Annotated in this window: 17 protein-coding genes and 1 pseudogene; 8 read left to right on the plus strand and 10 right to left on the minus strand. The window is 71.8% G+C overall.

Annotated elements, in window-relative coordinates; translation table 11 throughout:
• Positions 1-328 precede the first annotated feature (328 nt).
• On the plus strand, positions 329-574 hold the full coding sequence (locus ACWD5Q_RS29015; protein WP_451430023.1) for a hypothetical protein: 246 nt from the start codon (positions 329-331) through the stop codon (positions 572-574).
• A gap of 67 nt (positions 575-641) precedes the next feature.
• Here the strand turns inward: ACWD5Q_RS29015 and ACWD5Q_RS29020 are convergent.
• Positions 642-1157 (minus strand): annotated as a pseudogene (locus ACWD5Q_RS29020) (MFS transporter); the annotation flags it as partial.
• Between the two features lie 394 nt (positions 1158-1551).
• Here ACWD5Q_RS29020 and ACWD5Q_RS29025 point away from each other — a divergent pair.
• The gene (locus ACWD5Q_RS29025) at positions 1552-2133 is read left to right on the plus strand and encodes a TetR/AcrR family transcriptional regulator (RefSeq protein WP_451430024.1); all 582 of its coding nucleotides are present in this window, start codon (positions 1552-1554) and stop codon (positions 2131-2133) included.
• A gap of 90 nt (positions 2134-2223) precedes the next feature.
• Here ACWD5Q_RS29025 and ACWD5Q_RS29030 read toward each other — a convergent pair whose 3' ends face one another.
• From ACWD5Q_RS29030 to ACWD5Q_RS29060, 7 genes are all read right to left on the minus strand, one after another.
• Positions 2224-3144, minus strand: a complete 921-nt coding sequence (locus ACWD5Q_RS29030; RefSeq protein WP_451430025.1) for a TIGR03943 family putative permease subunit — start codon at positions 3142-3144, stop codon at positions 2224-2226.
• Positions 3141-4148 carry a permease gene (locus ACWD5Q_RS29035; RefSeq protein WP_451430048.1) on the minus strand — a complete coding sequence of 336 codons (1008 nt, stop codon included), beginning with the start codon at positions 4146-4148 and terminating at the stop codon, positions 3141-3143. The genes ACWD5Q_RS29030 and ACWD5Q_RS29035 overlap by 4 nt, the downstream gene beginning before the upstream one ends.
• A 116-nt stretch (positions 4149-4264) precedes the next feature.
• Positions 4265-6100: a phosphatidylglycerol lysyltransferase domain-containing protein gene (locus ACWD5Q_RS29040; RefSeq protein ID WP_451430026.1), complete on the minus strand. Its 1836-nt coding sequence runs from the start codon at positions 6098-6100 to the stop codon at positions 4265-4267.
• A gap of 204 nt (positions 6101-6304) precedes the next feature.
• Positions 6305-7321, minus strand: coding sequence for a hypothetical protein (locus ACWD5Q_RS29045; protein WP_451430027.1), 1017 nt, complete (start codon positions 7319-7321; stop codon positions 6305-6307).
• A gap of 146 nt (positions 7322-7467) precedes the next feature.
• Positions 7468-8268 carry a DUF2690 domain-containing protein gene (locus ACWD5Q_RS29050; RefSeq protein WP_451430028.1) on the minus strand — a complete coding sequence of 267 codons (801 nt, stop codon included), beginning with the start codon at positions 8266-8268 and terminating at the stop codon, positions 7468-7470.
• Between the two features lie 224 nt (positions 8269-8492).
• Positions 8493-9092, minus strand: coding sequence for a hypothetical protein (locus ACWD5Q_RS29055; protein WP_451430029.1), 600 nt, complete (start codon positions 9090-9092; stop codon positions 8493-8495).
• Between the two features lie 253 nt (positions 9093-9345).
• A complete protein-coding gene (locus tag ACWD5Q_RS29060; RefSeq protein WP_451430030.1) occupies positions 9346-10626 on the minus strand; it encodes a serine hydrolase domain-containing protein in 1281 nt (426 codons plus the stop codon).
• A gap of 643 nt (positions 10627-11269) precedes the next feature.
• Between ACWD5Q_RS29060 and ACWD5Q_RS29065 the strand changes: the two genes are divergently transcribed.
• From ACWD5Q_RS29065 to betA, 5 genes are all read left to right on the plus strand, one after another.
• Positions 11270-11908 carry a hypothetical protein gene (locus ACWD5Q_RS29065; protein ID WP_451430031.1) on the plus strand — a complete coding sequence of 213 codons (639 nt, stop codon included), beginning with the start codon at positions 11270-11272 and terminating at the stop codon, positions 11906-11908.
• A gap of 245 nt (positions 11909-12153) precedes the next feature.
• Positions 12154-14286 carry a UvrD-helicase domain-containing protein gene (locus ACWD5Q_RS29070; protein ID WP_451430032.1) on the plus strand — a complete coding sequence of 711 codons (2133 nt, stop codon included), beginning with the start codon at positions 12154-12156 and terminating at the stop codon, positions 14284-14286.
• Positions 14287-14452: 166 nt separating this feature from the next.
• Complete coding sequence (locus tag ACWD5Q_RS29075) at positions 14453-14974, plus strand: Hsp20/alpha crystallin family protein (protein WP_451430033.1); 522 nt, start codon at positions 14453-14455, stop codon at positions 14972-14974.
• Positions 14975-15306: 332 nt separating this feature from the next.
• Positions 15307-18180 carry a SpoIIE family protein phosphatase gene (locus tag ACWD5Q_RS29080; protein ID WP_451430034.1) on the plus strand — a complete coding sequence of 958 codons (2874 nt, stop codon included), beginning with the start codon at positions 15307-15309 and terminating at the stop codon, positions 18178-18180.
• 99 nt (positions 18181-18279) lie between these two features.
• Positions 18280-19938, plus strand: a complete 1659-nt coding sequence (gene betA / locus ACWD5Q_RS29085; RefSeq protein WP_451430035.1) for a choline dehydrogenase — start codon at positions 18280-18282, stop codon at positions 19936-19938.
• Between the two features lie 10 nt (positions 19939-19948).
• Here betA and ACWD5Q_RS29090 read toward each other — a convergent pair whose 3' ends face one another.
• Positions 19949-21493, minus strand: a complete 1545-nt coding sequence (locus tag ACWD5Q_RS29090) for an amino acid permease (RefSeq protein ID WP_451430036.1) — start codon at positions 21491-21493, stop codon at positions 19949-19951.
• A gap of 175 nt (positions 21494-21668) precedes the next feature.
• Between ACWD5Q_RS29090 and ACWD5Q_RS29095 the strand changes: the two genes are divergently transcribed.
• Positions 21669-24335 carry a LuxR C-terminal-related transcriptional regulator gene (locus tag ACWD5Q_RS29095; RefSeq protein ID WP_451430037.1) on the plus strand — a complete coding sequence of 889 codons (2667 nt, stop codon included), beginning with the start codon at positions 21669-21671 and terminating at the stop codon, positions 24333-24335.
• A gap of 63 nt (positions 24336-24398) precedes the next feature.
• Here ACWD5Q_RS29095 and ACWD5Q_RS29100 read toward each other — a convergent pair whose 3' ends face one another.
• Positions 24399-25094 carry an aquaporin gene (locus ACWD5Q_RS29100; RefSeq protein ID WP_451430038.1) on the minus strand — a complete coding sequence of 232 codons (696 nt, stop codon included), beginning with the start codon at positions 25092-25094 and terminating at the stop codon, positions 24399-24401.
• Positions 25095-25588 lie beyond the last annotated feature (494 nt).

Below are 25588 nucleotides of genomic sequence, written 5' to 3' on the forward strand. Positions count from 1 at the left end.
AGCCGCGTCACACACGACATCCACATCCACCGCCTCGACCCCGAGGAGAAGATCAACGCCGAGCTGCAAAAGGCCGCTTAGGAAGCGACGTTGGGTCAACATCAGGGTGGCACCACTCTATCTGCTCACTACAACGAGCCAAGGGGCTTCGGACAGTCTCGGCGGTGCTCTCGTGACCGCCTCCCATCACCGCACGGCCCGCTACCGATTTGCACACACGGCTGGAGACACACATATGCGGAAGCGCGCCAAAGGTGCCGATAGTGCTCAGGAGCCAGCTTCTAAGGCTGAAAAGGCCAAGTTCAGAGAACACGTAGACCAGGGCGGATTGCAGGATGCGCAGGCACAGGACGAACATCTCCTGCTCGTCGCACCGGGGGGCCCCAACTGCCCCCGGATGTTCCACCGCGACCAGAGCCGGGCGCTCGACTCCCTGACCGCCCTCGAAGAGCTGGACGCCGATGCGCTGCTCCCCCGGCCATGGGCCGGTCATCCACACTCGGTCGGCGCTACGGTCGAGCACGCTCGCGAACCGGCGTCGCAGGATGGGCCGGCGGCCCGCCTGCACGGCTGAGCCCCGACCGCCTCGGCCCCACAGGGCCGACGGCGGTCGGGGCCGTCATGGTCATCCGTCGCAGGCGTCAGCCGCGCGCACCCGGTACGACGGCCTCCGGTTCGGTACGGGCCGGCTGGTCGGACGCGCGCGGCACACCGGTGGCACGGGCGGCGCGCCGGACCGGGACGAGCAACGCGGCCAGGGCGGCGGCGAGGCAGAGCAGGGCCAGCAGGGCGAAGCCGTGGGTGTAGCCGGAGGCATAGGGCAGGCCCGAGGGCTGGAGGTGCCCGGTCACCAGGACGCTGGTGACGGCGGCGCCTACGGAGCCGCCGATCGTCCGGACGTTGGCGTTCATGCCGGTCGCGGCGCCGGTCTGCTCGGTCGGCACGCTGCCGACGATCAGGTGGGCCATCGAGGCGAAGGCCAGTCCGATCCCGAATCCGAACACGCCCGCCACGAAGGCCACCTGCCACTGCTCGTCATGCCAGAGGGCCGGAAAGCCGCAGGCGACCGCACCCAGGGCGGCCCCGGCCGTGAGCAGTGCCTTGGCTCCGAGGACCGGCTCGAGCCAGCCGCTCAGCACGCCCGAGAGGAACATGGAGAACACGCCCGCACCCGTCGCCAGGACGGCGAAGGTGAGACGGGTGGACTTCCGTGGCATCGAAAAGCCTCTCCGGACAGGGTGTGGCCCAGGTCGCCGGACCGGGGTCGTACGGGCTCGGTCGCGCCGCGGGCGGCACGCAGCACGCCGGCGGCCGCGGGAAGCGGGTCACGCGCGGACGGGTGGCCGGGCGGCGTGGTCCGCCCGGGTCCGGCGTCGGATCAAGGGGGTACCGAGGGATATCGAGGAATACGAGGGATACGAGGGCGTCGGCGACGCGTGTGGCCGCACACGTCCAGGCCGAACGCACCCCCGACTGCTAAAGTGGAGGTACGCCTCCACTGTAACGGAGGTGACCCTCCGCTTCAACCGGGTTCCGTCCAGGGAGGCAGCAGTGACGGCTCAGCCGTTCCCCGTCAGCGAGATCGTGGCGGCCCAGCGGCCGCACCGGAAGGACGCCGCCCGCAACTACGACGCCCTGATCGCCGCCGCGCGCGAGGCGTTCGCGAAGAACGGCGCGGAGGCGTCCCTGGAGGACATCGCCCGCCGCGCCGGCGTCGGCATCGGCACGCTCTACCGCAACTTCCCGACCCGCCGTCACCTCTTCGAGAGCGTGTACGCGGGCGAGGTGAACGACCTGTGCCGGGTGGCCGGCGAGGTGGCGGACCGCGAGCCGTGGGAGGCGCTCGCCTCGTGGCTGCGCCGGTTCGTGGACTACACGGTGACCAAGCGGGCCATCCGCGAGGCGATGGACGACGAGTCGGACATCTTCCTCGCCTGCCGGGCGTCCATGTACCAGGCGGGCGGCCCGCTGTTCGAGCGGGCCCAGAAGGCGGGCGAGGCCCGCGCGGACATCAGCTTCGACGATCTGCTCCGCATGATCGCCGGGATCACCGCGACCAACTTCCTGGACGACGCCCAGCGGAACCGGGTCCTGACCGTGGCCCTGGACGGAGTGAGGACCCCCGCCGCCTGAACCGGCCGGCCTCAGCCGGCCTCCCCGGGGGTCCTCACCGGGGACCGGCTCGCCCCGGTCCCCCCGGCGGGGCGCCGCCCGCCGGGCACATCACTGGTTCCAGCTCTCGTCGTAGGGATCCTTCGGCGTCGGGACCGGCTTGGCCTCCATGACGTCGAGGAACGGGATGAGGCCGCCGTTGACGGGGTCCCTGGTCCGGCGGGCGGTGTAGGTGCCGGTGACCTGGAGCCAGGAGTCGGGCTGGAGGACGGGCGGCAGCTTGCCGGACAGCCCGACCTTGACCGGCTGGGCGTCGGCGGCGCAGCAGTTGAGGGCCATCCGGACGAGATACGGGGTACCCCCGTGGTCGAGCGCGACGAACCCGGTGATCTCCACCGTGCGGTGGCCGAGGGAGTGTCCGTGGCCGTACGCCGCGCGGCCCGCGTAGTCCACCAGGCTGAGCGGGACCGGGTCGCCGGAGGGCAGGGCCGGGTAGGCCAGGGGCGGCTGCAGGGCCGTACCGGCGCGCAGGGCACTGTAGGAGCCGAGCGCGGGCGGGGCGACGAGGATCAGGGCGAACAGCGGCAGCACGAGCAGCCAGGAGATCCGCGGCTCGCGGTGCCCGTGACCGTCGTCGTGGCCGTGCGCGCGACCGTGATCACGGCCGTCGTCGTGGCCGTAACTGTGATCAGGCCCGTCGGGGTGGCCGTGGCCGTCGGGGTGGCCGCCGGGGACGGCGGCTCCGGGTTCGCCGAGCGGATCGTCGTGCCCGACGACGTACCCGCCGGGATCGTCGTGCCCGACGACATACGTGTGCGGCTCGCCCCCGTCCCAGCGCTGCCGGGCCGCCCGGGAGCGGCGCAGCTCGTACCAGACGGTCGCGAGCGCGGCCACGATCAGCACGGCCCCGGCGGCGAGCAGCAGCGGCTGGAGCCCGGCCTTGACGTAGCGCAGATACAGAGAGGTCGTGCCGGCGTGCAGCATGGCCCCGCCGACCAGGAACAGTACGGCCGCCTGCGCCTGACGGTTCACAGCAGCACCGCCCCGGCCAGGACCGACACCAAGGCCGCCAGCGCGAACGTGGCGGGCGCGAACCGCAGGGCGAAGGAGCGCCCGAACGTGCCCGCCTGCATCGCGAACAGTTTCAGGTCGATCATCGGCCCCACCACGAGGAACGCCAGCCGGGCGGTGAGCGAGAACTGGGACAGCGACGCCGCCACGAACGCGTCCGCCTCGGAACAGATCGACAGCAGTACCGCGAGGACCGAGAGCGCGAGGACCGCCACCACCGGGTTGCCCGCCGCCGTACGCAGCCAGCTCGCCGGTGCCACGGCCTTGAGGGTGGCCGCGGCCATGGCGCCGACGACCAGGAACCCGCCCGCGTGCATCACGTCATGCCGCACCGACCCCCAGAACGCGGCCCCCTTGCCCTGCCCCTCGTAGGACGCCCGGGCCGGCGGCTTCAGCCAGTCGGTGCGGCCGAGCCGCTGCCACAGCCACCCCATCGCACACGCCACCAGCAGGCTCGCCGCGAACCGGGCGAGGACCATCTCGGGGTCGCGGGGGAACGCGACGGCCGTGGCGGTCAGCACGATCGGGTTGATCGCGGGAGCGGAGAGCAGGAAGGCCAGCGCCGCCGCGGGTGTGACACCCCGGCGTACCAGCGCCGCCGCGACCGGCACCGAGGCGCATTCGCAGCCGGGCAGCACGGCCCCGGCCACGCCGGCGACCGGCACCGCGAGAGCGGGCCGCTCGGGCAGGGCGCGGGCGAAGAACGACGGCGGGACGAACACCGCGAGGGCCGCGGACAGCAGGACGCCGAGGACGAGGAAGGGCAGGGCCTGGACGACCACCGCGAGGAACACGGTCATCCAGCTCTGCATCACGGGCGCGGCCAGCGCCCGCCGGATGGGGCCCTGCCCGACGACCAGCAGGAGCAGCAGCAGGACCAGGCCGTGGGAGGAGGTGAACTGCCAGCCCTGCGAAGACTCCTCGTCGTGGCGCCGGCCGACCGGCGCCGGGGGTGCTTTGACCATGGTCACGGGCGGGGTACCTCCGAAGGGAGCGGACGGCGCGGGAGGGACGTGAGCCCCTCTCCTGCTGTACGTCGTCCCGCGCGCCCCGTCTCACCCCGGTCCCGGAACTTTGCCGCTCAATGACCCGCGTCGAACGCGAGCGGGGGCTGCCCCTGCCCGCCGGCCAGGGTGTGCCGTCGGCGGAAGAGGGACGGCAGGCTCGGCGCGGTCAGGAATCCCTCGGCGCGAGCGCTGGCGATACCGATGCGCGGGATGTCGCCGCTCTTCTCGAACAGCAGGAAGCGCGGCTCCCACACGGGCCGGTACTTGGCGTTGGCGCGGTAGAGGGACTCGATCTGCCACCAACGGGAGAAGAAGGTCAGGACGGAGCGCCACAGCCGCAGGACGGGCCCGGCGCCGAGGCGTGAGCCGCGTTCGAAGACGGAGCGGAACATCGCGAAGTTCAGCGACACCCGCTGGATGCCGAGGTCGAGCGCGCGCAGCAGCAGCTCGATCACCATGAACTCCATCAGGCCGTTCTCGCAGCCTCGGTCGCGCCGCATCAGGTCCAGGGACAGCCCGTGCTCTCCCCAGGGCACGAAGCTGAGCAGGGCCCGTGGCTCGCCCTGCTCGTCCCGGCACTCCAGCATCACGCAGTTCGCGTCGGCCGGATCGCCGAGGCGGCCCAGGGCCATGGAGAACCCGCGCTCGCCGCCGCCGTCGCGCCAGTGGTCGGCCTTCTCGATCAGGGTGGCCATGTCGGACTCGGGGATGTCGCCGTGGCGGCGGATGTGCACGGTGTAGCCGGCCCGGCGGACACGGTTGTGCGCCTGCCGTACGACGCGCATCGCGCGCCCGTCGAGGCTGAAGTCGGCGACCTCCACGATCGCCTCGTCGCCCAGTTCGAGGGCGTCCAGGCCGTGCCGGGCGTAGATCGTTCCGGCTTCCTCGCTCGCCCCCATCACGGCGGGCGTCCAGGCGTGCCGACGGGCCTGCGCCAGCCACGCGTCGATGGCGCCGGGCCATGCCTCGGGGTCGCCGATCGGATCACCGGAGGCCAGGGTGACGCCGCTGACCACCCGATAGGTGATGGCCGCCTTGCCGCTCGGGGACCAGATCACGGCCTTGTCGCGGCGCAGCGCGAAGTAGCCGAGGGAGTCGCGCTCACCGTGCTTGGCGAGCAGGGCGCGCAGGTGCTGTTCGTCCTCCTCGCCGAGGAGTTCCCGGCCGCGGGGCGCGCGGAAGCAGGCGTACAGGACGAGCAGGAAGGAGACCGCGATCAGGATGTTGATGGTGATGTCCACCCAGCGCGGCGCGTGCACGGTGTCGATGCGGTCGGCGAGCGGGCCCACGCTGACGCCGCGCATCAGCGTGTACGCGATCTTGTCCGTCAGGGTGGCCCCGGCCACCTTGTTGGTGGCGTCCACCAGCAGGGTGCCGATGCCGCCGCTGACGAGGATGCCGCAGGCGCCCACGATCAGCGCCAGCCGGGTGTTGGAGCGGTCGCCCACCGCCTGGAACTCCCTGCGGCCGATCAGCAGCGCGGCCACGAACAGGCCGGTGAGCAGGGCGGAGATCCAGTTGAAGACGTGGCGGCGGTAGTCGTCCTGGGTGAGGGCGAGCGCGTAGAGCGCGAAGAGCGGGCCGGCCAGCAGCATGTTGAAGATCCACGCGGCCCGCTTGCGGCGCCGCATCACCAGCGCGAGGAACAGGGCGAGGGCCGCCGAGACCAGTCCGGCGGTGGCCAGATAAGGCGTGAAGAACTCGCCGACGTTGTGCTCGTGGACCTCTTCGCGGAAGGGCAGCGAGAGGACCGCCACGATGTTCAGCAGGGCCAGCAGCCGCAGGTACCAGACCGTGGCGGCGGCAGCCCCGGGACGCAGGCGCGCCAGGAGCGACGGCCGCCCCTCCGGCGCGCCCTGTGGATGCCGGGCGCGTCGCTGGGGGATCACTGCTCGTTGCTGTGCGGGCACCGCGATGACTCACCTTGACGAGAAGCCGGAGCGACCGGCGTGGACGGAAGCGGGCACGGGGGCGCGGGACGGTTTGCCCCTGGTTCTCCCGGGTACACTCATCGACCCTACATTCCGTAGGGACGCAGGGGCGCCTCGTCAAGGGTAGGTGTCAGGCAAGGGCGGCCGCCACGCCCCGGCCGGGCGGCGTCCGGGGCGGCGCGCCTACCGAGCGCTGTTCTCCGCGCCCACGGCATGCTCCTCGGACACAACGGCACGCCCCTCGGGCGCATACGCCGGGTCGGTGCCCGCCGACTCCGCGCGCTGGCGGAGGAACGGCACCAGTCCCCGCTCCAGCAGGGCGTTCTCCCAGGTCTCCCGGGCCCGGCACACATCGGGATCACGGTCGGCGGGATGGCCCCGGCGACGGCCGGAGCGGTTCCGCGCGCCCGTCACCAGGATCCAGGCGAGGTCCCCGAGGGCCGCACCGGCCGTCACGGCGGCGGCGATCACCCCGGCCATCACGAGCCCGTCGCCGATGTGCGGGCGCACGGCGAAGGCCCGCAGCCCGAATCCGCACAGCAGGAACACGCCGGTGGCCACGGCCCCGAGACTCGGCACGAGGACCGCGAGGACGGGCAGGACCTCTTTCGTACGGCCGTCACCGGCCTCAGCGTCCTGCCGCGTACGGGCATCACCGGCTGGAGCGTCCTGCTGCGTACCGGCGTCACCGGTCGGGGCACCACCCGGCGTGCGCACGTCATCGTCCAGGGGGGCGCCGCGCGTACGGCCGTCCTCACCCGGCGCAGGGGCGTCGTCGCCGACGGGACCACCCGGCGTGTGGCCGTCGTCCCCCACGGAACCGCCCGGAAGGCGACCGTCGTCAGCCACGGGACCGCCCGGCCCACGGCCGTCGTGACCCGCTCGGCCGTCCGACGCGCGATCGCCGTGAGCCGAGGACTCGTGGTGGCCATGGTCCGAGGACTCGTAGCAGCCCTGGCCCAAGGACTCGTAGCGGTCGACGGCGGCGGCGCGCAGCGCGAGATAGTGGCCGTATTCGGCGGCGGCGACACCGACGAGGCGGGCGCGCTCCTCCAGGGCCTCCGCGCGCAGCCCCTCCCGGGACGTGCCCGCACCCGCGGCGTCGAGCGCGGCCACGACCTCCGGGGAGTTCAGCGCCCGGTCGACCATGCCCTCGAAGGTCGGGCCGGCCACTGGTGACGGCGCGTCGGACTCCTGCACGCGGATACCCCGATCGACGACAACGGGTCGGCCGATACCGGCCGGACGGGCGGACGAGCCAAACCCTACAACATGTAGGACATCCGCCAGGCACAGAGCGCTGCCGCGGTCCACCCCACGCGCCCGCCCCCGAGCCGATCATCCGCTCAGCGCCCGTCCGAGGGTTCGGCATCGAGGCCGGTGCACGCCACCTTGCCGTCCACCTCGATGCACGCCTCCACCCCTTGGGGTGAAGTCACGGCGAGTATGGGGCTGCTCGAGCCTCCGGTGCCGTCTCCCGGGTACGCCGCGGAGAGCACGTCCCGTCCCGACCGGACGGAGATGACGCGGGCGTCCGTGGCCCGCACCTGGACCTCGGCCCAGGCGGCGCCGCAGATCGGCGAGTACTGAAGCCGCACCGCGTAGGAGGCGGCATGGACCGAGCTCTTGGTCTGCGCGTCCCGGTCGCAGGCGGAGACATCCGGCAGCCGCCCCTGGCAGGACGCGCCCCGGCAGCGGGGCGAGGGCGCGGCCGGACGGCCGGACGGCGCGCCCGTGCGGTGCGCCACGACGAGGGTGAGGGCCACCGCGGCCACCACGACGACCAGGGCGAGGGCGGGCAGAGGCCGCCGCCGGAGCCGGGCGGGGCGCCGCGCGGCAACGTCGCAGGACGGCTCGTCCGGGCCCTGCGGGCGGTCAGCCGCCTCCCACAGGGCCAGCACGGGAGCCGGGTCGGCACAGGCGAGACCGGCGAGCGCCTCCACGGCCGAACGGGGCGGCCGTTGGGCGCCGTTGAGATAGCGGTGCCAGGCGGACTTGCTGTACGGGGTGCGTGCGGCCAGGGCCGCGAGGCTGAGACCGGTGCGTTCTTTCAGGCCGCGCAGCTCCGTCACGAACGGTCCGTCGGGATCCTCCGGCGGGGCCGCCGCCGACCGCCAGGGCGACGTCCGTGCTGCGCCGGCCTTCACGGTCTGGGTCCTTGGGGCTGTCGCATGACCTGTCCCTCAACGCCGATTCCACTGTGGGCAGTTCGCCCTTGGTTGTCGGGATGTGTTCCCGGGACCGTGGTGCCGCCACACATGGAAACCGGTATGAACAACATGAGTTGCCGGAAGCGGAGCGCACCGAAGGCCTGCCCGGTACGCACAGGTGACCGGGCAGGCTGTCCCTTCGGGGGAGGGAAAGAGGCGCGTCAGCACCAGGGCACGGCGCTCCGGGTGCGGACGTAGTGCGCGGAGACGTAGCCCCTGTCGCCCGCGAGCCGGTACCACCGCCGGTTCCCGTGGACGTACGAGCCGTGCCGCTCGCAGACCAGCAGCAGCCGGCCCTGGACCCGGCGGTGACCCACCACGCGGTAGCCGGTGCCGGGGCCGGAGCGGATGTTCAGCGGGACGTGACGGGTGGCGACGCGTCCGACGACACGGTACGCGTGGTGCCGGTACGCCGCGCCCGCCACGTAACCGACGCGATGACGGTACGCCGTGCGGGTGCCGTAGCCGATGCGGTGGTGGTGCGCCGTGCGCGGGATGTGGCGGAGGTGGCAGGCGTGGCCGACGCGACGGACGTGGTGGATGTGGCGGACGTGGCGCCGGCAGAGTGCGGAGCGGTGGGCGCGGTGCCGGACCGGCACCTGCCGGGCGGGGGCGGGGAGCGTGTGCGGGCGGTACGAGACCGTCGCGACGACCGGCGCCGGGGCGGCCCGGTCGCCCTCCACGGCGACCGCGGCCGAGGGCGCGAGCGTGAGCATCGCGACCGCGGCGAGCAGGCCGCCCTGCAGTGTCCGACGAATCATGGAAACCTCCGTGCTGACGTTGCCGATCACGAGGCGTGATCTCACGTCGCCCAGCGTTTCCGTGCCGGGGGCCGGGAATTCCGTTTCCCTGTTCCGGGGACGGACGGAACGTCCCAGGGGACGGATGGAAGCCGGCCCGCCCCGGTGGCGAGCACCGTGCGCGGCGCTCGCCGCTTCGAGCATCAACCACCGGCAGCGGATCCAGGCCGCCACCGCCATGGCGCGCGGCTCCACGGCGGACGGCGGCGGTCCCTCATCCGGCCGACGGCCGGCCGGGCAGGTCGAAGACGTGCCGCGGCGTGGCGATCTTCGTGATGGCTTCGCCGAAAATGGCGCTGGGCTCCTGCCCGTCGTGGCGGATGTCGGTGTTCAGCAGCACCACGAGGGTCGTCCGCGCCGACGGCAGATAGACGGCCAGGGACTCGTAGCCCGGCAGCGAACCGTTGTGCCCGATCCAGCCACGTACATCGAAGATGCCGAGCCCGTACCCGACGCCGGGGGCGGCGGTCGGGGACGCGATGAGCCGCTGCCGCTGCAGGGCCGGACGGATCAGGACGGTTCCGTCGGGCAGGGTGCCGGTGGCCGCCGTACGGGCCCACACTCGCAGATCCCGCAGATCGGAGATCATCGCGCCGGCCGCCCAGGTCCAGGAGGGGTTCCAGTCCGTCGCGTCCTCGGCCTTCCCGCTCGCGGTCTGTTTCGTGTACCCGTGGGCATGGGGGTCCGGGAAGGCGGCGTCGGCCGGGAAGCGCGTGTGGTCCAGGCCGGCCGGCCGGAGGATGTTCTTCTGGATGAAGTCCCCGAGCGGCTGTCCGCCGGCCTTCTCCACGACCAGGCCGAGCAGGACCAGGTTGGTGTTGCAGTAGTCGAACTGTCGTCCGGGCGGGAACAGCGCCGGATGCCTGAAGGCGTAGTCGAGCAGTTCCCGCGGTGTGAACGAGTGCTGCGGATCGGACGTCAGCGCCTTGAGGAACGCCTCGTCCTCGGAGTAGCTGAACAGCCCGCTGCGCATCCCGGCCAGTTGGCGCAGGGTGATCCTGCTTCCGCCGGGCACGCCGTCGACGTACTTCGTGATCGGGTCGTCCAGGCCCACCTTGCCCCGGTCGGCCAGCTGGAGCAGCGCCGTCACGGTGAACGTCTTGGTCTCGCTGCCGATCCGCATGTGCAGATCCGGCGCCATCGGGCGGTCGCTGCCCTTGTCGGCGACCCCGAACGAGCGTACGTAACTGCCCTTGTCCGGCGTCCACAGCCCCACGGTCACTCCGGGGACGTGCGCGTCCCTCATGATCCCCTGAACGGCCGCGTCGAGCCGCCGTTGCACCGCGGGCCCGAGGTCCGGTGCCTCGTCGGCGGACGCTGACGTGGAAGAGGGCATGTGAGGTAGGGCGATGGTGACGGTGGCGGCGGCGGGTTCCCCTTCCTCCGTCCCCCGCATGGCTCCCCACACGGCTCCGGCCACGATCGGCAGTCCGAGCACCCCCACTGCGGCGACGATCGCCACACCTTTACGCAACCGTCTGCACGCACGCGCCATCGGCCGACTCCAACCGTGATACGGACCCGCGACCCCGCGTAGGACGCAGGCCGCGGGTCCCGACGTCAGCTTAGGAGCGCCCGTGCCACCCCGCCTGTCGGCGTGTCACCCGCTCCCCGGCCTCGCCGCGGGCCGCGACACGCCGACGCCGCGACCGATTCACCCGTTCGCCGAGCCCGCCATCCGGGGCCGCGACCGGACCGTCCTTCCGCCCCGCCCGCCGCCGGACCCGTCCGTCGTGCCAAGCGGCCGGCCGTCCGATGCGGACCACCCGCCGGCCGACGGGGTCGGCCCACCCGCCGACGGCCGCCCGCCCCCAGGTGCGCGACAACTCCCCTTCTTTCGAGGGAAATTAACGGTCCATAAGGGGCATAGGCGGCGTCACCCCGCACCCCCGCACCCCCAGTTGAGACGGCCTCACCGACGCGCTCCCCGGCCTCCAGGGCGGCCGCCCCTCGCGCCGGACCAAGACATGACCATGACGATTTCCCGGTCCGGAATGACGAGACGTCAGCGTCGCCATTACTCCAAAGGGATTCTTCGTCATATTTTCAGCATGTCTGATATGACACACAAGAAGATGATCTGTACGTTCAATCTCGCATCGGCTAACAGCCGACGTCTCTCAGACAGGAGAAGCAACATGGCAACGCGTTCCACTGTGGTGACCGCCGCGCTGGCGGCCGGCGCGGCTCTGGTGGCCACCGGCATCACCTACGCCAACGCCGCCTCCGAGCCGGCCCAGGCGGCCGCGGTCGCGGCCGCCGCTCCCGCCGCTGCTCCGGCGGCGGGCGCCCCGGCCGCCCCGGCCTACCCCCAGGGCAGCAGCGGCAACAGCAACAACAACGGCGGCAATGGCTACAACAACGGCAACAACAACAACAACGACAACTCCAAGGGCAACGAGGGCCGGGAGCACGAGGAGAACGAGCAGCACGAGAAGCGCCACCACCACGAGGGTCGTATCTTCGTCAACGAGCGGGAATACTCCCCCCACGAGAGCAGCTGCATCACGGTCGTCAGCGGCCTCGGGGCGAACAGCCTCAACGTCCGCAACGAGAGCAGGAAGACCGTCGAGGTCTTCAACGGTGCAACCTGCGACAACGGCGCCCCTCTCGCCACGGTCGGTCCCTACAGCTCCAGCAACGGCCTCTTCCCCCGCCGCATCCGCGGCGGTGTGAAGGTCAAGCACGGCGTCGTGGCGAGCATCCGGATCGTGCACCACCGTGAGGGCTTCGGCCGCGGCGAGGAGGGCGGCAACGAAGGCGGCAACGACGACTGACAAGGGCACTCGCGTGGCCCATGACAAGGGCACTCGCGTGGCCCACACAACGAGAACCCCGGCCCGCCGGAATCGGGCCGGGGTTCCGGTCTGCGAGGACGCTGAGCTGCGCGTCCGCGTTCCACGCTAAGCCTTTGCCGAAAGGCCCGCGTGTCGATCACCGGAAGAACGAGAGGGTGAGACAGGAGCGCATCGAGCGGACAGCCGGGGATCCGCAGGTCTGGGCTGCCTCGTAGGATCCGCATATGCCGCACCTCGCCTTCGACATATCCTTCTGCGCCCATCTCAACAAGCTGGAGAAAACGGTGCGGGAGGGGGTGTTCGCGGCCTGGGAGAAGTTCGAGAGCCTCACCCTCGACCAGCTCTTCAAGGACCCGGGGCTGAAGCTGGAGTCGCTGAGGCAGGCGCGGGATCCGCACATCCGTACCATCCGGATCCATCAGAGCACCCGAGGCGTCGTCCTCGCACCGGACAGCGGCGACACCTTCGTGCTGCTGCGGGTGATGCCGCACGACAAGGCGATCGCGTGGGCCGTCAAGCAGAAGGCGAGCATCAACACGGTCACGCAGGCCGTCGAGATCCGCGACATGGCGATGCTGGAGGAACTCACTCACGCGTACGAACGGGTCGCCCCCGCCCACCACGAGCGGCTGTTCGCGAAGATATCCGACCCGGACATGGCGAAGCTGGGCATCGACTCCACCACCCTTCGCCAGGCCCGCGCGCTGACCACCCTGGAACAGCTGGAGGTGTTCGCGCCGCACTTCCCACAGGACCAGCGGGACGTGCTGGACTACCTGGCGGCCGGGTTCACCGTCGAGGAGGTGTGGCGCGACGTGGTCTGCGTGGCCGTCGCCACCACCCCGACCGCCGAGCCGGTCGACGCGTCCGACTTCGAGTCGGCCATCCACCGCACCCGTACCCGTATCACCGTGGTCGCCGGCTCCGACGAACTGCGCGGCATGCTCGACAAGCCGTTCGCGGCCTGGCGGATCTTCCTCCACCCCTCCCAGCACAAGGTCGCCTACCAGCCCTCGTACTCCGGCCCTGCGCAGGTCAGCGGCGGACCCGGCACCGGCAAGACCGTCGTCGCCCTGCATCGCGTACGCCATCTGCTGCGGCATCTGCGCGACGGCGAGCGCATTCTGCTCACCACGTACACGAACGCGCTCGTCGCCGCGCTGCGCACCGGGCTCGCCGCGCTCGTCGAGGACGAGGCGTTGCGCGACCGGGTGGACATCATGACCGTGGACGCCTTCGCCGACAGCGTCGTGTCCGCCTCGCGCCGCCCGCTGAACGGCGGCGAGGAGCAGACCCGGTGGGAGCGAGCCGCCCGGGACACCGGCTTCGACGGCACCGGGCAGTTCCTCGCACAGGAGTACAAGCACGTCGTCCTCGCCCAGGACCTGCGCACTCCTCAGGCGTACGAGACCTGCGAGCGGCTCGGCCGCGGCAGCGCCCTGCCCGCCGCGAAACGGCCGCTGGTGTGGCGCGCCATCCAGGAGTTCACGGACCGCCTCGCCGCCGACGGTCTGCGTACCTGCCTCGGCACCTGCGCGCAGGCCGCGGACCGCCTGGCGGCGGACGGCCCCCGGTACCGTCACGTCGTCGTCGACGAGGCCCAGGACCTGCATCCCGTGCAGTGGCGGATGCTGCGCGCCGCGACCCCGCAAGGGCCCGACGACCTGTTCATCGCGGGAGATCCGCACCAGCGCATCTACGACACGAAGGTGTCCCTGAAGATACTCGGCATCAAGGTCGCCGGGCGGTCGACGAGGATGCGGAAGAACTACCGCTCCACCCAGGAGATCCTCAGCTGGTCCACCGCCCTGCTCGTCGGCCGGCCCTTCGAGGAGCTGGCGGACGACTCGCGCGACGACACCCTCGTCCACTACGGCTCCGCCCTGCACGGCAACAGGCCTGAGGTGCACGGCGCGGACACCGAGGAGGCCGAGTGCGACGCGCTGATCGAGCGGGTGCGCGGCTGGCTCGCCGACGGGGTCGGTCCCGGCGACATCGGGGTCAGCGCCCGTTTCGACAAGACGTGCGACACAGTGGTGGCCGCGCTCAGGACCGCGGGCGTTCCGGTCATGCGGCTGCGCGGTGACACCGCGGCCAACCCCGACGCCGTGAACGTCGGGACGATGCACTCGTTCAAGGGCCTGGAATACCGGTGCGTGGCGGTCGTCAACGCCGGCGAGAGCGCCCTGCCCTACGAGAAGGCCGTGACCCCCGCCGCCGTGGATCCCGTCCAGCACGAGACGGACCTGCTCGCCGAACGCTGCCTGCTGTTCGTGGCCTGCACCCGGGCCCGGGACAGCCTGTACGTCTCGTGGACCGGCAGGCCGAGCCCCTTCCTCGCGGAGACCGGAATGTGAGGGTGGCGGGCCGGGGCCGCGAAGGCCGCCTCGCGTTCAACCAGCGGTCGCGGCGTCCCACAGGGGCGTGCCCGAAAGACATACCGCCTGCCGGGAATTGAGTCGACCTCGCTCAAGTTATATGAGGTGCCGATCGAGAACCGGGCACCTGAGACGAGGAGACATCATGAGCAACCTGTCCCTGTACACGCGGCGCAACCCGTTCACCGAGATGGACAGCCTGGTGCGAGCCCTGACGCGGCCGGCGGCGGTCACGTCCCCCGTGCGACCTGCGGCGTTCACCCCGGCCGCCGAGATCGCCTATGACGGAAACGACGCGGTCATCCGCATCGAGATCCCCGGCGTGGACGCCGACAAGGACGTGAGCGTCGAGGTCGACGGCACCAGCCTGACCATTCGCGGTGAGCGCCGCGACGAGCGCACCCAGGACAAGGGTCCGCGGACGGTGCGCGAGATGCGGTACGGATCGTTCCGGCGCACCTTCCGGCTGCCCGAGCGGATCGACGCCGACACCATCACCGCCGCCCACGACAACGGCATCCTCACGGTCCGCGTCCCGGGCATCCTCGGCACCACCCCGACCCGCCGCATCCCCATCACGGCGAAGGCCGCCGAGACCCCCGCGACCGAACCCACCACCGCCGAAACCCCCGCGACCGAGCCCTCCACCGCCGAGGACAACGCCTGACCCGGTGCCACCGCACACCGGTGGCACCCCCAGACCGCCGAGCCACTACGCCACGGCCCGGCCGCCAAACACCACACCTCGCCCGGCCGGCCGTCACCACGACGACCGGCCGGCGTCGCAGTTCGGTTCGGTTCGGAAGGTACTTCTCCCGCCGGGGCGCGGCTATGTGTTCGTCCACCGAGGCGTGCGGCCACGTCCCGGACGTGGCCGATGACCTTGGGGCGGAGAGTGCGGGGGCGCCCAGCCGGCCCTGCAACCGGCACGCCATATTCGTCCCTCTATGTTGTATTTTCGTAGTCATCCGGGTCGCCTACGGGTGGGAAGTGGTCCCTATGGCCGACGACGGTCGTGGCGACGACCTCATGGCACGGAGCCGTGAGCGCTTCCTGTCCGGTGAGCCCGCGGGGCCGGGCGTGCGCAGCGAGATCCTCTCCTCTTGGAGCCGCTGCCAGTCCCTGGGCCTGCCTCCGAGCCTCGGGACCACCTACGGGGGAGAACCCGACCTGGACACCGAACTCGTCCGCGCCGCGGAACCGGTGCTCGACCAGGTGGCCGCCGCGATCGCCGGCACCTGGTCGACCGTGATCCTCACCGATGATGAGGGCGTGGTGCTCCGCTGCCTGACCGGCGAGCTGCAGATGACCCGGTACCTCGACGAGGCCGGTGGTGGGGCGCCCGGCTTCAGCTTCCACGAATCCCTCGCCGGCACCACGTCCATCGGCCTCGCTCTCGTGGAGCGGCGTCCCAGCCGTGTCTACGGTCATGAGCACTTTGCCGACGCCTGGACGGTGGAGGGCTGCGTGGCCGTACCCGTCCACGAGCCGCTGAGCGGACGCGTCGTCGGCATAGTGGACCTTGCGACGGAGCGGTCCGAGTTCACCGCGACGCTGGAAACCATGGCGCGGAAGGCCGCTCGCGCCATCGAACGAAGGTTGCTGGAGCAGAAGACCGACCGGGAGCGCGCCCTGCTGGGGGCCTACCTGCGGACCGCACGCCACGCGGGGGCACCCGGCTTCATGGATGGACGCCAGTACGCCCTCGGTCCCTCGGTGGAGGACCCGCTGACGGGGTCCGACCGGCTGATCCTGGAGGAGAAGGCGGCAGCACTGATCGCCTCGGGCCGCAGGGCCGCCCTGGAGGTCCCCCTGTCCGGAGGCAGGGTGGCCACGCTCCTGGCGCGGCCCGTGACGGACGCGTGCGAAGGGGTCGCGGTCGAGGTGGTGCTTCCCGAGAGCCGGGCTCTGTTCGCCGTGGGCGAGACGCCCGCCTCCGTCCCGGCCGAGCAGCGGACCGACGCGCTCGGGACGGTCGGGCTCGGAGAAGCCCGGCACAGTTCTCCCGCCGTGCCTCCGGCTCCGCCCACGGTTCCGGCCGCGGACGCGGACACACCCGGCACGCCCAAGGCAGTCGGGCTCGCAGAAGCCCGGCACACTTCTCCCGCCGCGCCTCCGGCTCCGCCCCCGGTTCCGCTCGCGGGCGAGGACGCGCGGCACGACCACGGATGGCTGCTGGCCGTCGGGGAACCGGGGATCGGCAGGCTCGCCCTCGCGGCACGGCGGCGCCTGGAGCTCCTGCGCGAGTCCACCCGCCGTATCGGCACCACCTTGGACGTGGTCCGCACCGCGGAGGAACTGGCCGAGGTGGTGGTCGGAAACTTCGCCGACGTCGTCACCGTCGATCTGTATCCGGCGGTGCTCCGCGGGGACGAACCCCCGGCGGCCGATGTGCTGCTGATGCAGCGCACCGCCGCGGCCGGGGTGAGCGGCTTCCCCTTCCAGGGAGTGGGCGAGCAGATCAGCTTCGCCCCCATCAGCCCGCAGGCCCAGTGCCTGGCCAGCAGTTCTCCGGCGATGGAGGCGGACCTGCGGGCGGCGCGATGTTGGGCGGTCCAGGACCCGGAACGCACCGCGAAGATCCTCGGCGAAGGCCTGCACTCCCTCATCGCCGTTGCGCTGAGCGCCCGCGGCGTCGCCCTGGGGGTCGCCACCTTCTACCGCTCGCGGCAGTCCCCGCCCTTCGAGGACGACGACGTGTCCCTCGCCGACGAGCTGGTCGCCTGCGCCTCGGTCTGCATCGACAACGCCCGCCGTTTCACCCACGAGCACGCCACGGCCCTCGCCCTTCAACGCAGTCTGCTCCCCCATGGCCTGCCCGAACAGAACGCCCTGGAGGCCGCCTACCGATACCTGCCGGCGCGCACCGGAGTCAGTGGCGACTGGTTCGACGTGATCCCTCTGTCCGGGGCCCGCGTGGCACTCGTCGTGGGCGACGTGGTCGGCCACGGCGTCCACGCCGCCGCCACCATGGGGCGGCTGCGCACCGCTGTGCACAACTTCTCCTCGTTCGAACTCGCCCCCGACGAGCTCCTCATGCGTCTGGACGACCTGGTCGCCCGGATGGCCGGGGAGGAGAGCGGTACGGACGCCGTCATCGGAGCCACCTGCCTGTACGGGGTGTACGACCCGACGACCCGCCGCTGCGGCCTGGCCCGCGCCGGACACCTTCCCCCGGCGCTCGTCTCTGGCGACGGGACGGTGACCTTCCCCGAGGTGCCCGCCGGGCCGCCGCTCGGCCTGGGCGGATTCCCCTTCGAGACGGTCGAGGTCGACCTCCCGGACACCAGCCAGCTGGTGCTCTACACCAATGGGCTCGTCGAGGACCGCGAGCGGTGCGTCGACACGGCGCTGCGAGATCTCCGGCGCACTCTGGGCCACCCGGGCCGTTCCCCGGAGGAGACCTGCCAGGCCGTCATCGCGGCCCTGTCGTCCGCCCGGCCGAACGAGGACGACGTGACCCTGCTCGTCGTCCGTCCCCGAGGTATGGACCCGTCGGACCTGGCCTGCTGGAACGACCTCACCATGGACCCGGCCATCGTGCCGGACATCCGCGGTGCGGTCGTCCGGCAACTCACTCACTGGGAGCTGGACGAGGTCGCGTTCACCACCGAATTGATCATCAGCGAGTTGCTCACCAATGCCATCCGCCATGCCACCGGTCCCCTGAAGGTGCGGCTGCTGCGCGACCGGACGCTCATCTGCGAGGTCGCCGACACCAGCAGTACCTCTCCCCACCTGCGCCAGGCGGCGATGACCGACGAAGGCGGTCGCGGCCTGTTCCTCGTGGCCCAGCTCGCCCAGCGCTGGGGTACCCGTCACACGCCCCGCGGCAAGGTCATCTGGGCGGAGCAGCCGCTGCCCGGGAGCTGATCCGCCGTCCCGCCGCCGATCCGGCGCGTTCGCCGTTCGGGAGGGCACGGTCCGCGGACGGCGACGGCGACGGCGACGGCGAGTCAGGAGATCACGACATTGGGACATCAGTACGACTTCATCATCGTCGGCGGAGGCTCCGCCGGGTGCGCGCTGGCGGCGCGGTTCAGCGCTGATCCCGCGGGCCGGGTGCTGGTGCTCGAAGCCGGACGCCCCGACTACTCGTGGGACGTGCTCATCCACATGCCCGCGGCCCTGACCTTCCCCCTGGGCAACCGGTACTACGACTGGAGATACACAACCGAGCCGGAGCCCTTCCTGCACGGTCGACGGATCCACCAGGCCCGGGGCAAGGTGCTCGGCGGCTCCAGCAGCATCAACGGAATGATCTTCCAGCGCGGGAACCCCCTCGACTACGAACGCTGGAGCGCCGACCCGGGCATGAAGTCGTGGGACTACGCCCACTGCCTGCCGTACTTCAAACGGATGGAGCACTGTCTCGCCGACGCGGACGAGGACTTCCGCGGCCGTCACGGGCCACTGGTCATCGAACGCGGACCGGCCGACAACCCGTTGTTCAGTGCCTTCTTCGCGGCCGTGCAGCAGGCAGGGTATGCGCTGACCGACGATGTGAACGGCTACCGCCAGGAGGGATTCGCCCCGTTCGACCGCACCGTGCACCACGGGCGCCGGCTCAGCGCCGCCCGCGCCTATCTGCACCCCGCGATGAGCCGCCCCAACCTGCGGGTGCGGACCCGGGCGACGGTCACCCGGATCCTGTTCGAGGGCCGGCGGGCCGTGGGCGTGGAGTACATCGTGCGGGGGCGCGGCGCGCCGCGGCGGGTGCGTGGCGGCAGGGTGGTGCTGTGCGGCGGCGCCATCAACTCCCCGCAACTGCTTCAGCTCTCCGGCGTCGGGAACACGGACGATCTGGCACCGCTGGGCATCGACCCGGTCCACCACCTGCCGGGCGTCGGCGAGAACCTCCAGGACCACCTGGAGGTCTATGTGCAGCACGGCAGCAGTCAGCCGGTGTCGCTGCAGCCGGCGCTCAAGGTGTGGCGGTGGCCCCTCATCGGCGCCGAGTGGCTGCTCCTGCACCGTGGGCCGGGGGCGACGAACCACTTCGAGGCCGGTGGCTTCGTACGGAGCAACGAGCACGTGGCGTACCCCAACCTGATGTTCCACTTCCTGCCCGCGGCCGTCCGCTACGACGGGTCCGCTCCCGCGCGGGGGCACGGCTACCAGGTGCATGTCGGACCCATGTACTCGGACGCGCGGGGATCGGTGAAGATCGTCTCGCGCGATCCGCTCGTCCACCCCGAGCTGCGGTTCAACTACCTCTCGACCGCCAGAGACCGAACGGAGTGGGTGGAGGCGATCCACATCGCCCGGCACATCCTCGGCCGGCCCGCCTTCGCGGAGTTCAGCAGCGGTGAGCTCTCCCCCGGCCTCGGCGTCGAGACCGACGAGCAGATCCTCGACTGGGTGGCGTCCGACGGCGAGAGCGCCCTGCATCCCGCCGCCACCTGCAGAATGGGCGCCGATCAGGCATCGGTCGTGGACCCGGACACCATGGGGGTGCACGGCCTCGCGGGACTGTACGTCGTGGACGCCTCCGTGATGCCGTACGTGACCAATGCCAACATCTACGCCCCGGTGATGATGCTGGCCGAGAAGTCCGCCGACCTGATCCTCGGCAACACGCCCTTGGCGCCCGATCCCGTCGCGTTCTACCGCCACCCCGGCACCGGGTGAATCCACCCGTTCACGGGCACGCCTGCCACGGAGCGGCTCGGCGCCCCGTGTGGGACGTGCGGCGGTGGACGAGGTAGACGGCCCCGCCGACGGCGGTGACGGCGGCGGGGAGGCACAGCGCGGCCCACCGGTAGTACCACTGGTCGCCGGGGTGGACCGCGGCCCGTGGCCAGGCCATGTTGACGGTCATGGCCGCGCCGTACAGCACGGCGAGGAGGTTCACGGCAAGGCCCCAGCGGCCCAGCGAGAAGTACGGCCCGTGGTCGGCACTCGGCCATGTGCCGCGCAGTCGGCGCACCAGCATGGGGCCGGTGACCAGCAGGTAGGTGAGGTAGAACAGCACGACGCCGACCGAGGTCAGGGTGGCGAACAGGTGCCGGTTGCCGAGGTTGACCACCAGCAGTGCGACGGTCAGCAGGCAGATCAGAAACGTCGGCATGACGGGGGTTTTCGAACGCGGCGCGACCCGGGCGATGGCCCTGCTGAAGGGCAGTCGGCCGTCGCGGGCCATGGAGAACAGCAGCCGGCTGGCGGCGGTCTGTACGGCCAGGCAGCACGCGGTGACGGCGATCGCCACGCATACCAGGAAGACGTCGCCGAGTCCGGTGCCGAGCGTGGACTTGACGAGATAGGGCATGCCGAGGCTGCCCAGCTCCTGGGCATGCACGTCGCCGACCGCCATCAGCGCGGCCAGCATCAGCAGCCCTCCCGCGACGAACGCCGTGGTGATCGCCCGGAGGATGGCACGGGGCGCCTGCTGCCGGGGGTGCCTCGTCTCCTCCGCCAGTGCTCCCGCGGTGTCGAAACCGTAGAAGACGTACGCGCTGGCGAGAGAGGCGACCAGGAAGGCGCCGGCGTAGCCCAAGGAGTGGCCGGCACCGGTGCCATGGGTCTGCAGGACGATCTGCGGTCCGCGCCTGATGTGCAGGGCCAGCAGGGCGATGAGCAGCGCCACGGCGACCAGTTCGACCACCACGCCGAAATTGTTGATCTTCGCCATCAGTCGAACGCCGCAGAGGTTGACCACGGTGCTGAACACCACGAGGCCGAGCGCGAGCACGATGGCGTTCCGCGCACCGCCGGGGGTGCCGGTCATACCCGCGTCGGCGCGACTGCCGAGGAACTGGAAGGCCACCGAGATCTGCGGCAGGACGACCTGGTAGGCGAGCGCGACGGCGGCCGCGGTCACCACCGCGCCGGCGGCCATGATCCAACCGGACAGCCACGAGGTGAAGGGCCGGGCGAGGTGTCGGGACCACTGGTACACCGAGCCGGCCAGCGGAAACTGCCCCGCCACCTCGGCGAAGCACAAGGCGACGGTGAGCTGCCCGAGAAACACCAGCGGCCAGGTCCAGACGAACGCGGGGCCGCCGGCGGCGAAGCCCAGGCCGAACAGCTGGAACACTCCGGTCAGGACCGAGAGGTAGCTGAAACTCGCGGCGAAACTGGACACCGGTCCGAGAACACGTTCAAGCTCCTGGCGGTAGCCGAACCGCGCCAGGTCATTGCTGTCGTCGCCGGGCGCCTGGGGAGGAGGGCTTCCGAGGATCCTCACGGTTCCCATGATGGCTCGGTGGTCACCGCGGGCCACAACCCCAGCTCCCGCAGGTGCGCGGGTCCGGCCCGGTCCACCGGTGGTCCCGTCGGACACGCGCCGAAGGGAATCGGCTGCCGACCTGTGCGATTCTCGAAATGCGCACCGTGACCCCGCCGACCTCACAACGAGCGCCATGAGAACTGCTGGCAGATCCCAGACCGCCGACGCTGAGACGGCTCCTCCGGTTCAGGGAGGGATCGTCTCCCGGCGCGCGCTCTTCGCGCGGCTGGGAGGAACAGCGCGCGTCACCACGGTGTCGGCGCCGGCCGGCAGCGGGAAGACGGCCCTGCTGCGGTCCTGGATCCGCGAGACGGGCCTGGCGGAACGTGCCGCGTGTGTCTCGGTGCGGCGCGAGGAGCGCGATCCGCAACGGTTCTGGATCGCCGTGTGCGACGCGCTGCGCGCCACGGCCGCCGGGTCGGACCTGGTGCGGCCGTTGTCCCAGGCGCCGGACCTGGACGGGTGGGCGATCGTGGAGCGGCTGCTGAAGGACCTGGCGCCGCTGAAGGACCGGCTCTGGCTGATCGTCGACGACCTGGACGAGCTGCGCTCGGCCGAGGCGCTGCGCCAGCTGGAGCTGCTCGTGATGCGCGCGCCGACGCAGGTGCGGTTCGTGCTGTCCACACGCCGGGATCTGCGTCTGGGGCTGCACCGGCTGCGGCTGGAGGCAGGACTCATCGAGATCCGGGCGGACGGTCTGCGGTTCAGCCTGGACGAGGCGCGGGCGTTGTTTCGCGGCGCCGGGGTGGAGCTGTCCGGGGCGACCCTCGCACGGCTGCACGAACGGACCGAGGGGTGGGCTGCCGGGCTGCGGCTGGCCGCTCTGTCGCTGGCCGGGCATCCGGACCCGGAAGGGTTCGCGGCCGGGTTCGCCGGGAGCGAGCGGACGGTGGCCGATTATCTGCTGGCCGAGGTGATGGAGCGGCAGAGCGAGGAGGTCCGGCGGCTGCTGCTGCGGACCAGTGTGCTGGAGCGGGTCAACGGCGAGCTCGCCGACCTGCTGACCGGGGGTTCCGGCGCGGAACGGGTCTTGCAGGACCTGGAGCAGGCCGGGGCGTTCGTGGTGTCGCTGGACGCGCGGCGGTCCTGGTTCCGCTACCACACGATGTTCGCCGACCTGCTCCAGCTGGAGCTGCGGCGCACCGCTCCGGAAGAGGTGCCCGCGGTGCACCGCGCCGCGGCCGGCTGGTACGCGCACCACGGGTATCCGGTGGAGGCGATCCGGCACGCCCAGGCGTGCGAGGACTGGGGTCCGGCCGCGCGCCTGCTGTCGGACCACTGGATCGGCCTCGGACTGGACGGGCAGGCCGCCACGGCCCATGCGCTGCTGGCCGGATTCCCTGCCGGGGTGGTCGCTGCCGACGGAGAGCTCACCGCGCTGGCCGCATTCGACGAAGCGGAGCATGGATCGCTGGCGGAGGCGGAGCGGCGACTCGCCCTGGCCGCCCGCCGCTCGGCATCGGTGTCCGGTGACCGGCGTGAGCATGTCGATCTGACCGTTACCGTGCTACGGCTCCTGCTGGCCCGCCAGCGCGGCGACGTACCGGCCGTTGTCGAGGAGGCGCAGCGGCTGCTCGCCCCGGACGCGGCGGAGCCCGAACGCGGTGATGAGCTGCGCGCGCTGGCACTGATCAGCGTGGGCATCGCCGAGACGTGGTCCGTTCGGTACGAGGAAGCGGACCGGCACCTCGAGCGGGGCGTCGCGCTGGCGCACCGGATCGGGCGGCCGTATCTGGAGGTCCTCGGGCTGGCGCATTGGGCGGTCGTGGCGCTCAGCCGGACGCTTGCGCTGGCCGAGGAGCGCGGCGGGCAGGCGATCGAGCTGGCCCGGCAGCACGGCTGGACCGACGAGCGGATCGTTGCGGCCGCCTACGTGGCGCTCGGCCTCCGCATGCTCTGGCGGGGACGGCTCGACGAGGCGGAGCCGTGGCTGGAGCGAGCCGCGCGGGCGGTGCGCCAGGAAGCCGATCCGGTGACCGTACTGATACTGCGCTACGGCCGCGGGCTGCTCGAGCTCGCGGGTGGCCGTGACGAGGACGCGCTGGCCGGTTTCCGCTCCGCCGAGCGTGTGACGGACCTGGTGGTCGCCCATCATCCGCTCGCCACGAAGGCGCGAGCGTTCCGGCTGCACACACTGGTGCGGCTGGGCGAGGCGCAGCGCGTCGAACGGACGCTGGCCGACATGCACCCGCGGGAGCGCGAGACCGGGGAGGCCCGGGCGGCCCTGGCGGCGCTGCGGCTCGCCGGGGACGACCCGCAGGCGGCGACCGCCGCGCTCGCGCCCGTCCTCGACGGCTCCGCCCCGCCCATGGAACCCCGCGGCTGGCTGGTTCAGCCCCTCTTGCTCGAGGCGATCGCGCGCGACGCGCTCGGCGACCCGGACGCCGCCGGGCGCGCCCTCGAGAGCGCGCTCGATCTCGCCGAGACCGGCGCCACGGTGCTGCCCTTCCTCCTCCACCCCGCGCCGGACGTGCTTGAGCGCCACGCCCGGCGTGGCACTGCTCATGCCGCCATGATCTCCGAGATCCTCGACCTCCTGAACGGGAAGCGGGGAGCGCCGGCGTCCGGTGCTCCGGCGCGGTTGCGTGAGCCGTTGACCCACAGTGAGCTGCGTGTCCTGCGCTACCTGCCGACGAACCTGCCGGCGCCGGAGATCGCCGACGAGTTGTCCCTGTCGGTGAACACGGTCCGGACGCACATGCGGCACCTGTACGGGAAGCTCGGCACGCACAGCCGGAGCCAAGCCGTGGAGCGGGCCCGGTCCCTCGGCTTGCTCGCCCCCTCTTCGCGCAGGCCCTGAGCCGGGGCGTTCTCGGTGCGTCCGCGGGCCGGCTCCGGCCGGAGCCGGCCCGCCCGCGTCTGATCACCTGTCGCCGGGGTTGAGCGCCAGGAACGCCAGCCCGGCCGCGATGCCCGCGCCCAGCTGGACGACGGCGTAGACCCAGATCGTCGACCAGCCGAACAGCCCGGCGGTGGCGCCGCCCAGCGCGACCGCCGGGTTGAACACGCCGCCGGAGATGCCGCCGACGGCGAAGGCGCCGGCCGCGACGGTGAATCCGATCGCGAGCCCGTAGAACCCGTTGTCGGGCTGGTCCTTGCTGGTGGCCACGTTCAGCACCACGTAGCACAGCGCGAACGTGACCAGCAGCTCGACCACGGCGGCGGCCGCCTCGGTGTGCCCGGACAGGGTCAGGGTCCTGACCGTCGCGGGGTTGACCACCGCGTGGGCGATGGCCCCGGCGACGACACCGGCCACCACCTGCGCGCCCCAGTACGCGGCCGCGTCCCGGATGCCGATCCGGCGACGGATCAGCGCCGCGAGCGTCACCGCCGGATTGTAGTGGCCGCCGGAGATGTGCCCGCCGGCGTAGATCATGACCATCAGGGTCGCGCCCGCCGCCAGTGGCACGAACGGGCTGCCGCTCAACGCGGCCACCCCGACCGCGAACGCCAGGAAGAACGTGCCGATGAACTCGGTGACGTATTTCCGCGCCGCCACCCCGTACTGCGGGGCGGGGGCCGCATAGACCGGCGCTTCCTCCCGTGTTACTCCTGCCATGGCGCGTGTGCTCCTTTTCCCGCTGTCCAGCAGGGCCTCGTTGCCTCCGCCCGTTCCGGTTCGGCCTGACCGACCGCATTCAGCGTCCCGTCCGTCCTGGTGAACCGGCATCACACGCTTCTGATGGTTTTCGGGCCGGACGTCCGGATCGCGGGTCGCACCGCCCGCCGGCGCAAGCGACGAGGAAAAGCCGGCCGACGGGGCCACCGTCCGTCCGGCCCCGGGTGAGGCGCCCGTCACGCGAACTTGGTGAGGCCGGGAGTGCGCTTCCACGTGCCGGCCGACTGACTACGACGGGGCCGCCGGCCGGCAGCGGGTTGTGCGGCCCGGGCCGCCCGGCCGCAGAAGTCAGAGCGGAGTCGTCCTCGACGGTGAAGCCGCCGAGCAGCACACGACACACCCGCCGCTCGCGCAGCACCCCGACATCTGTCTCACCCGTCGCCTCGATCCCCGTGAGGTTGCGGATGCCGTCGGTCGTGGGAGTTCAGGCGCTG

The sequence above is a fragment of the Streptomyces sp. NPDC002513 genome (assembly GCF_053595355.1).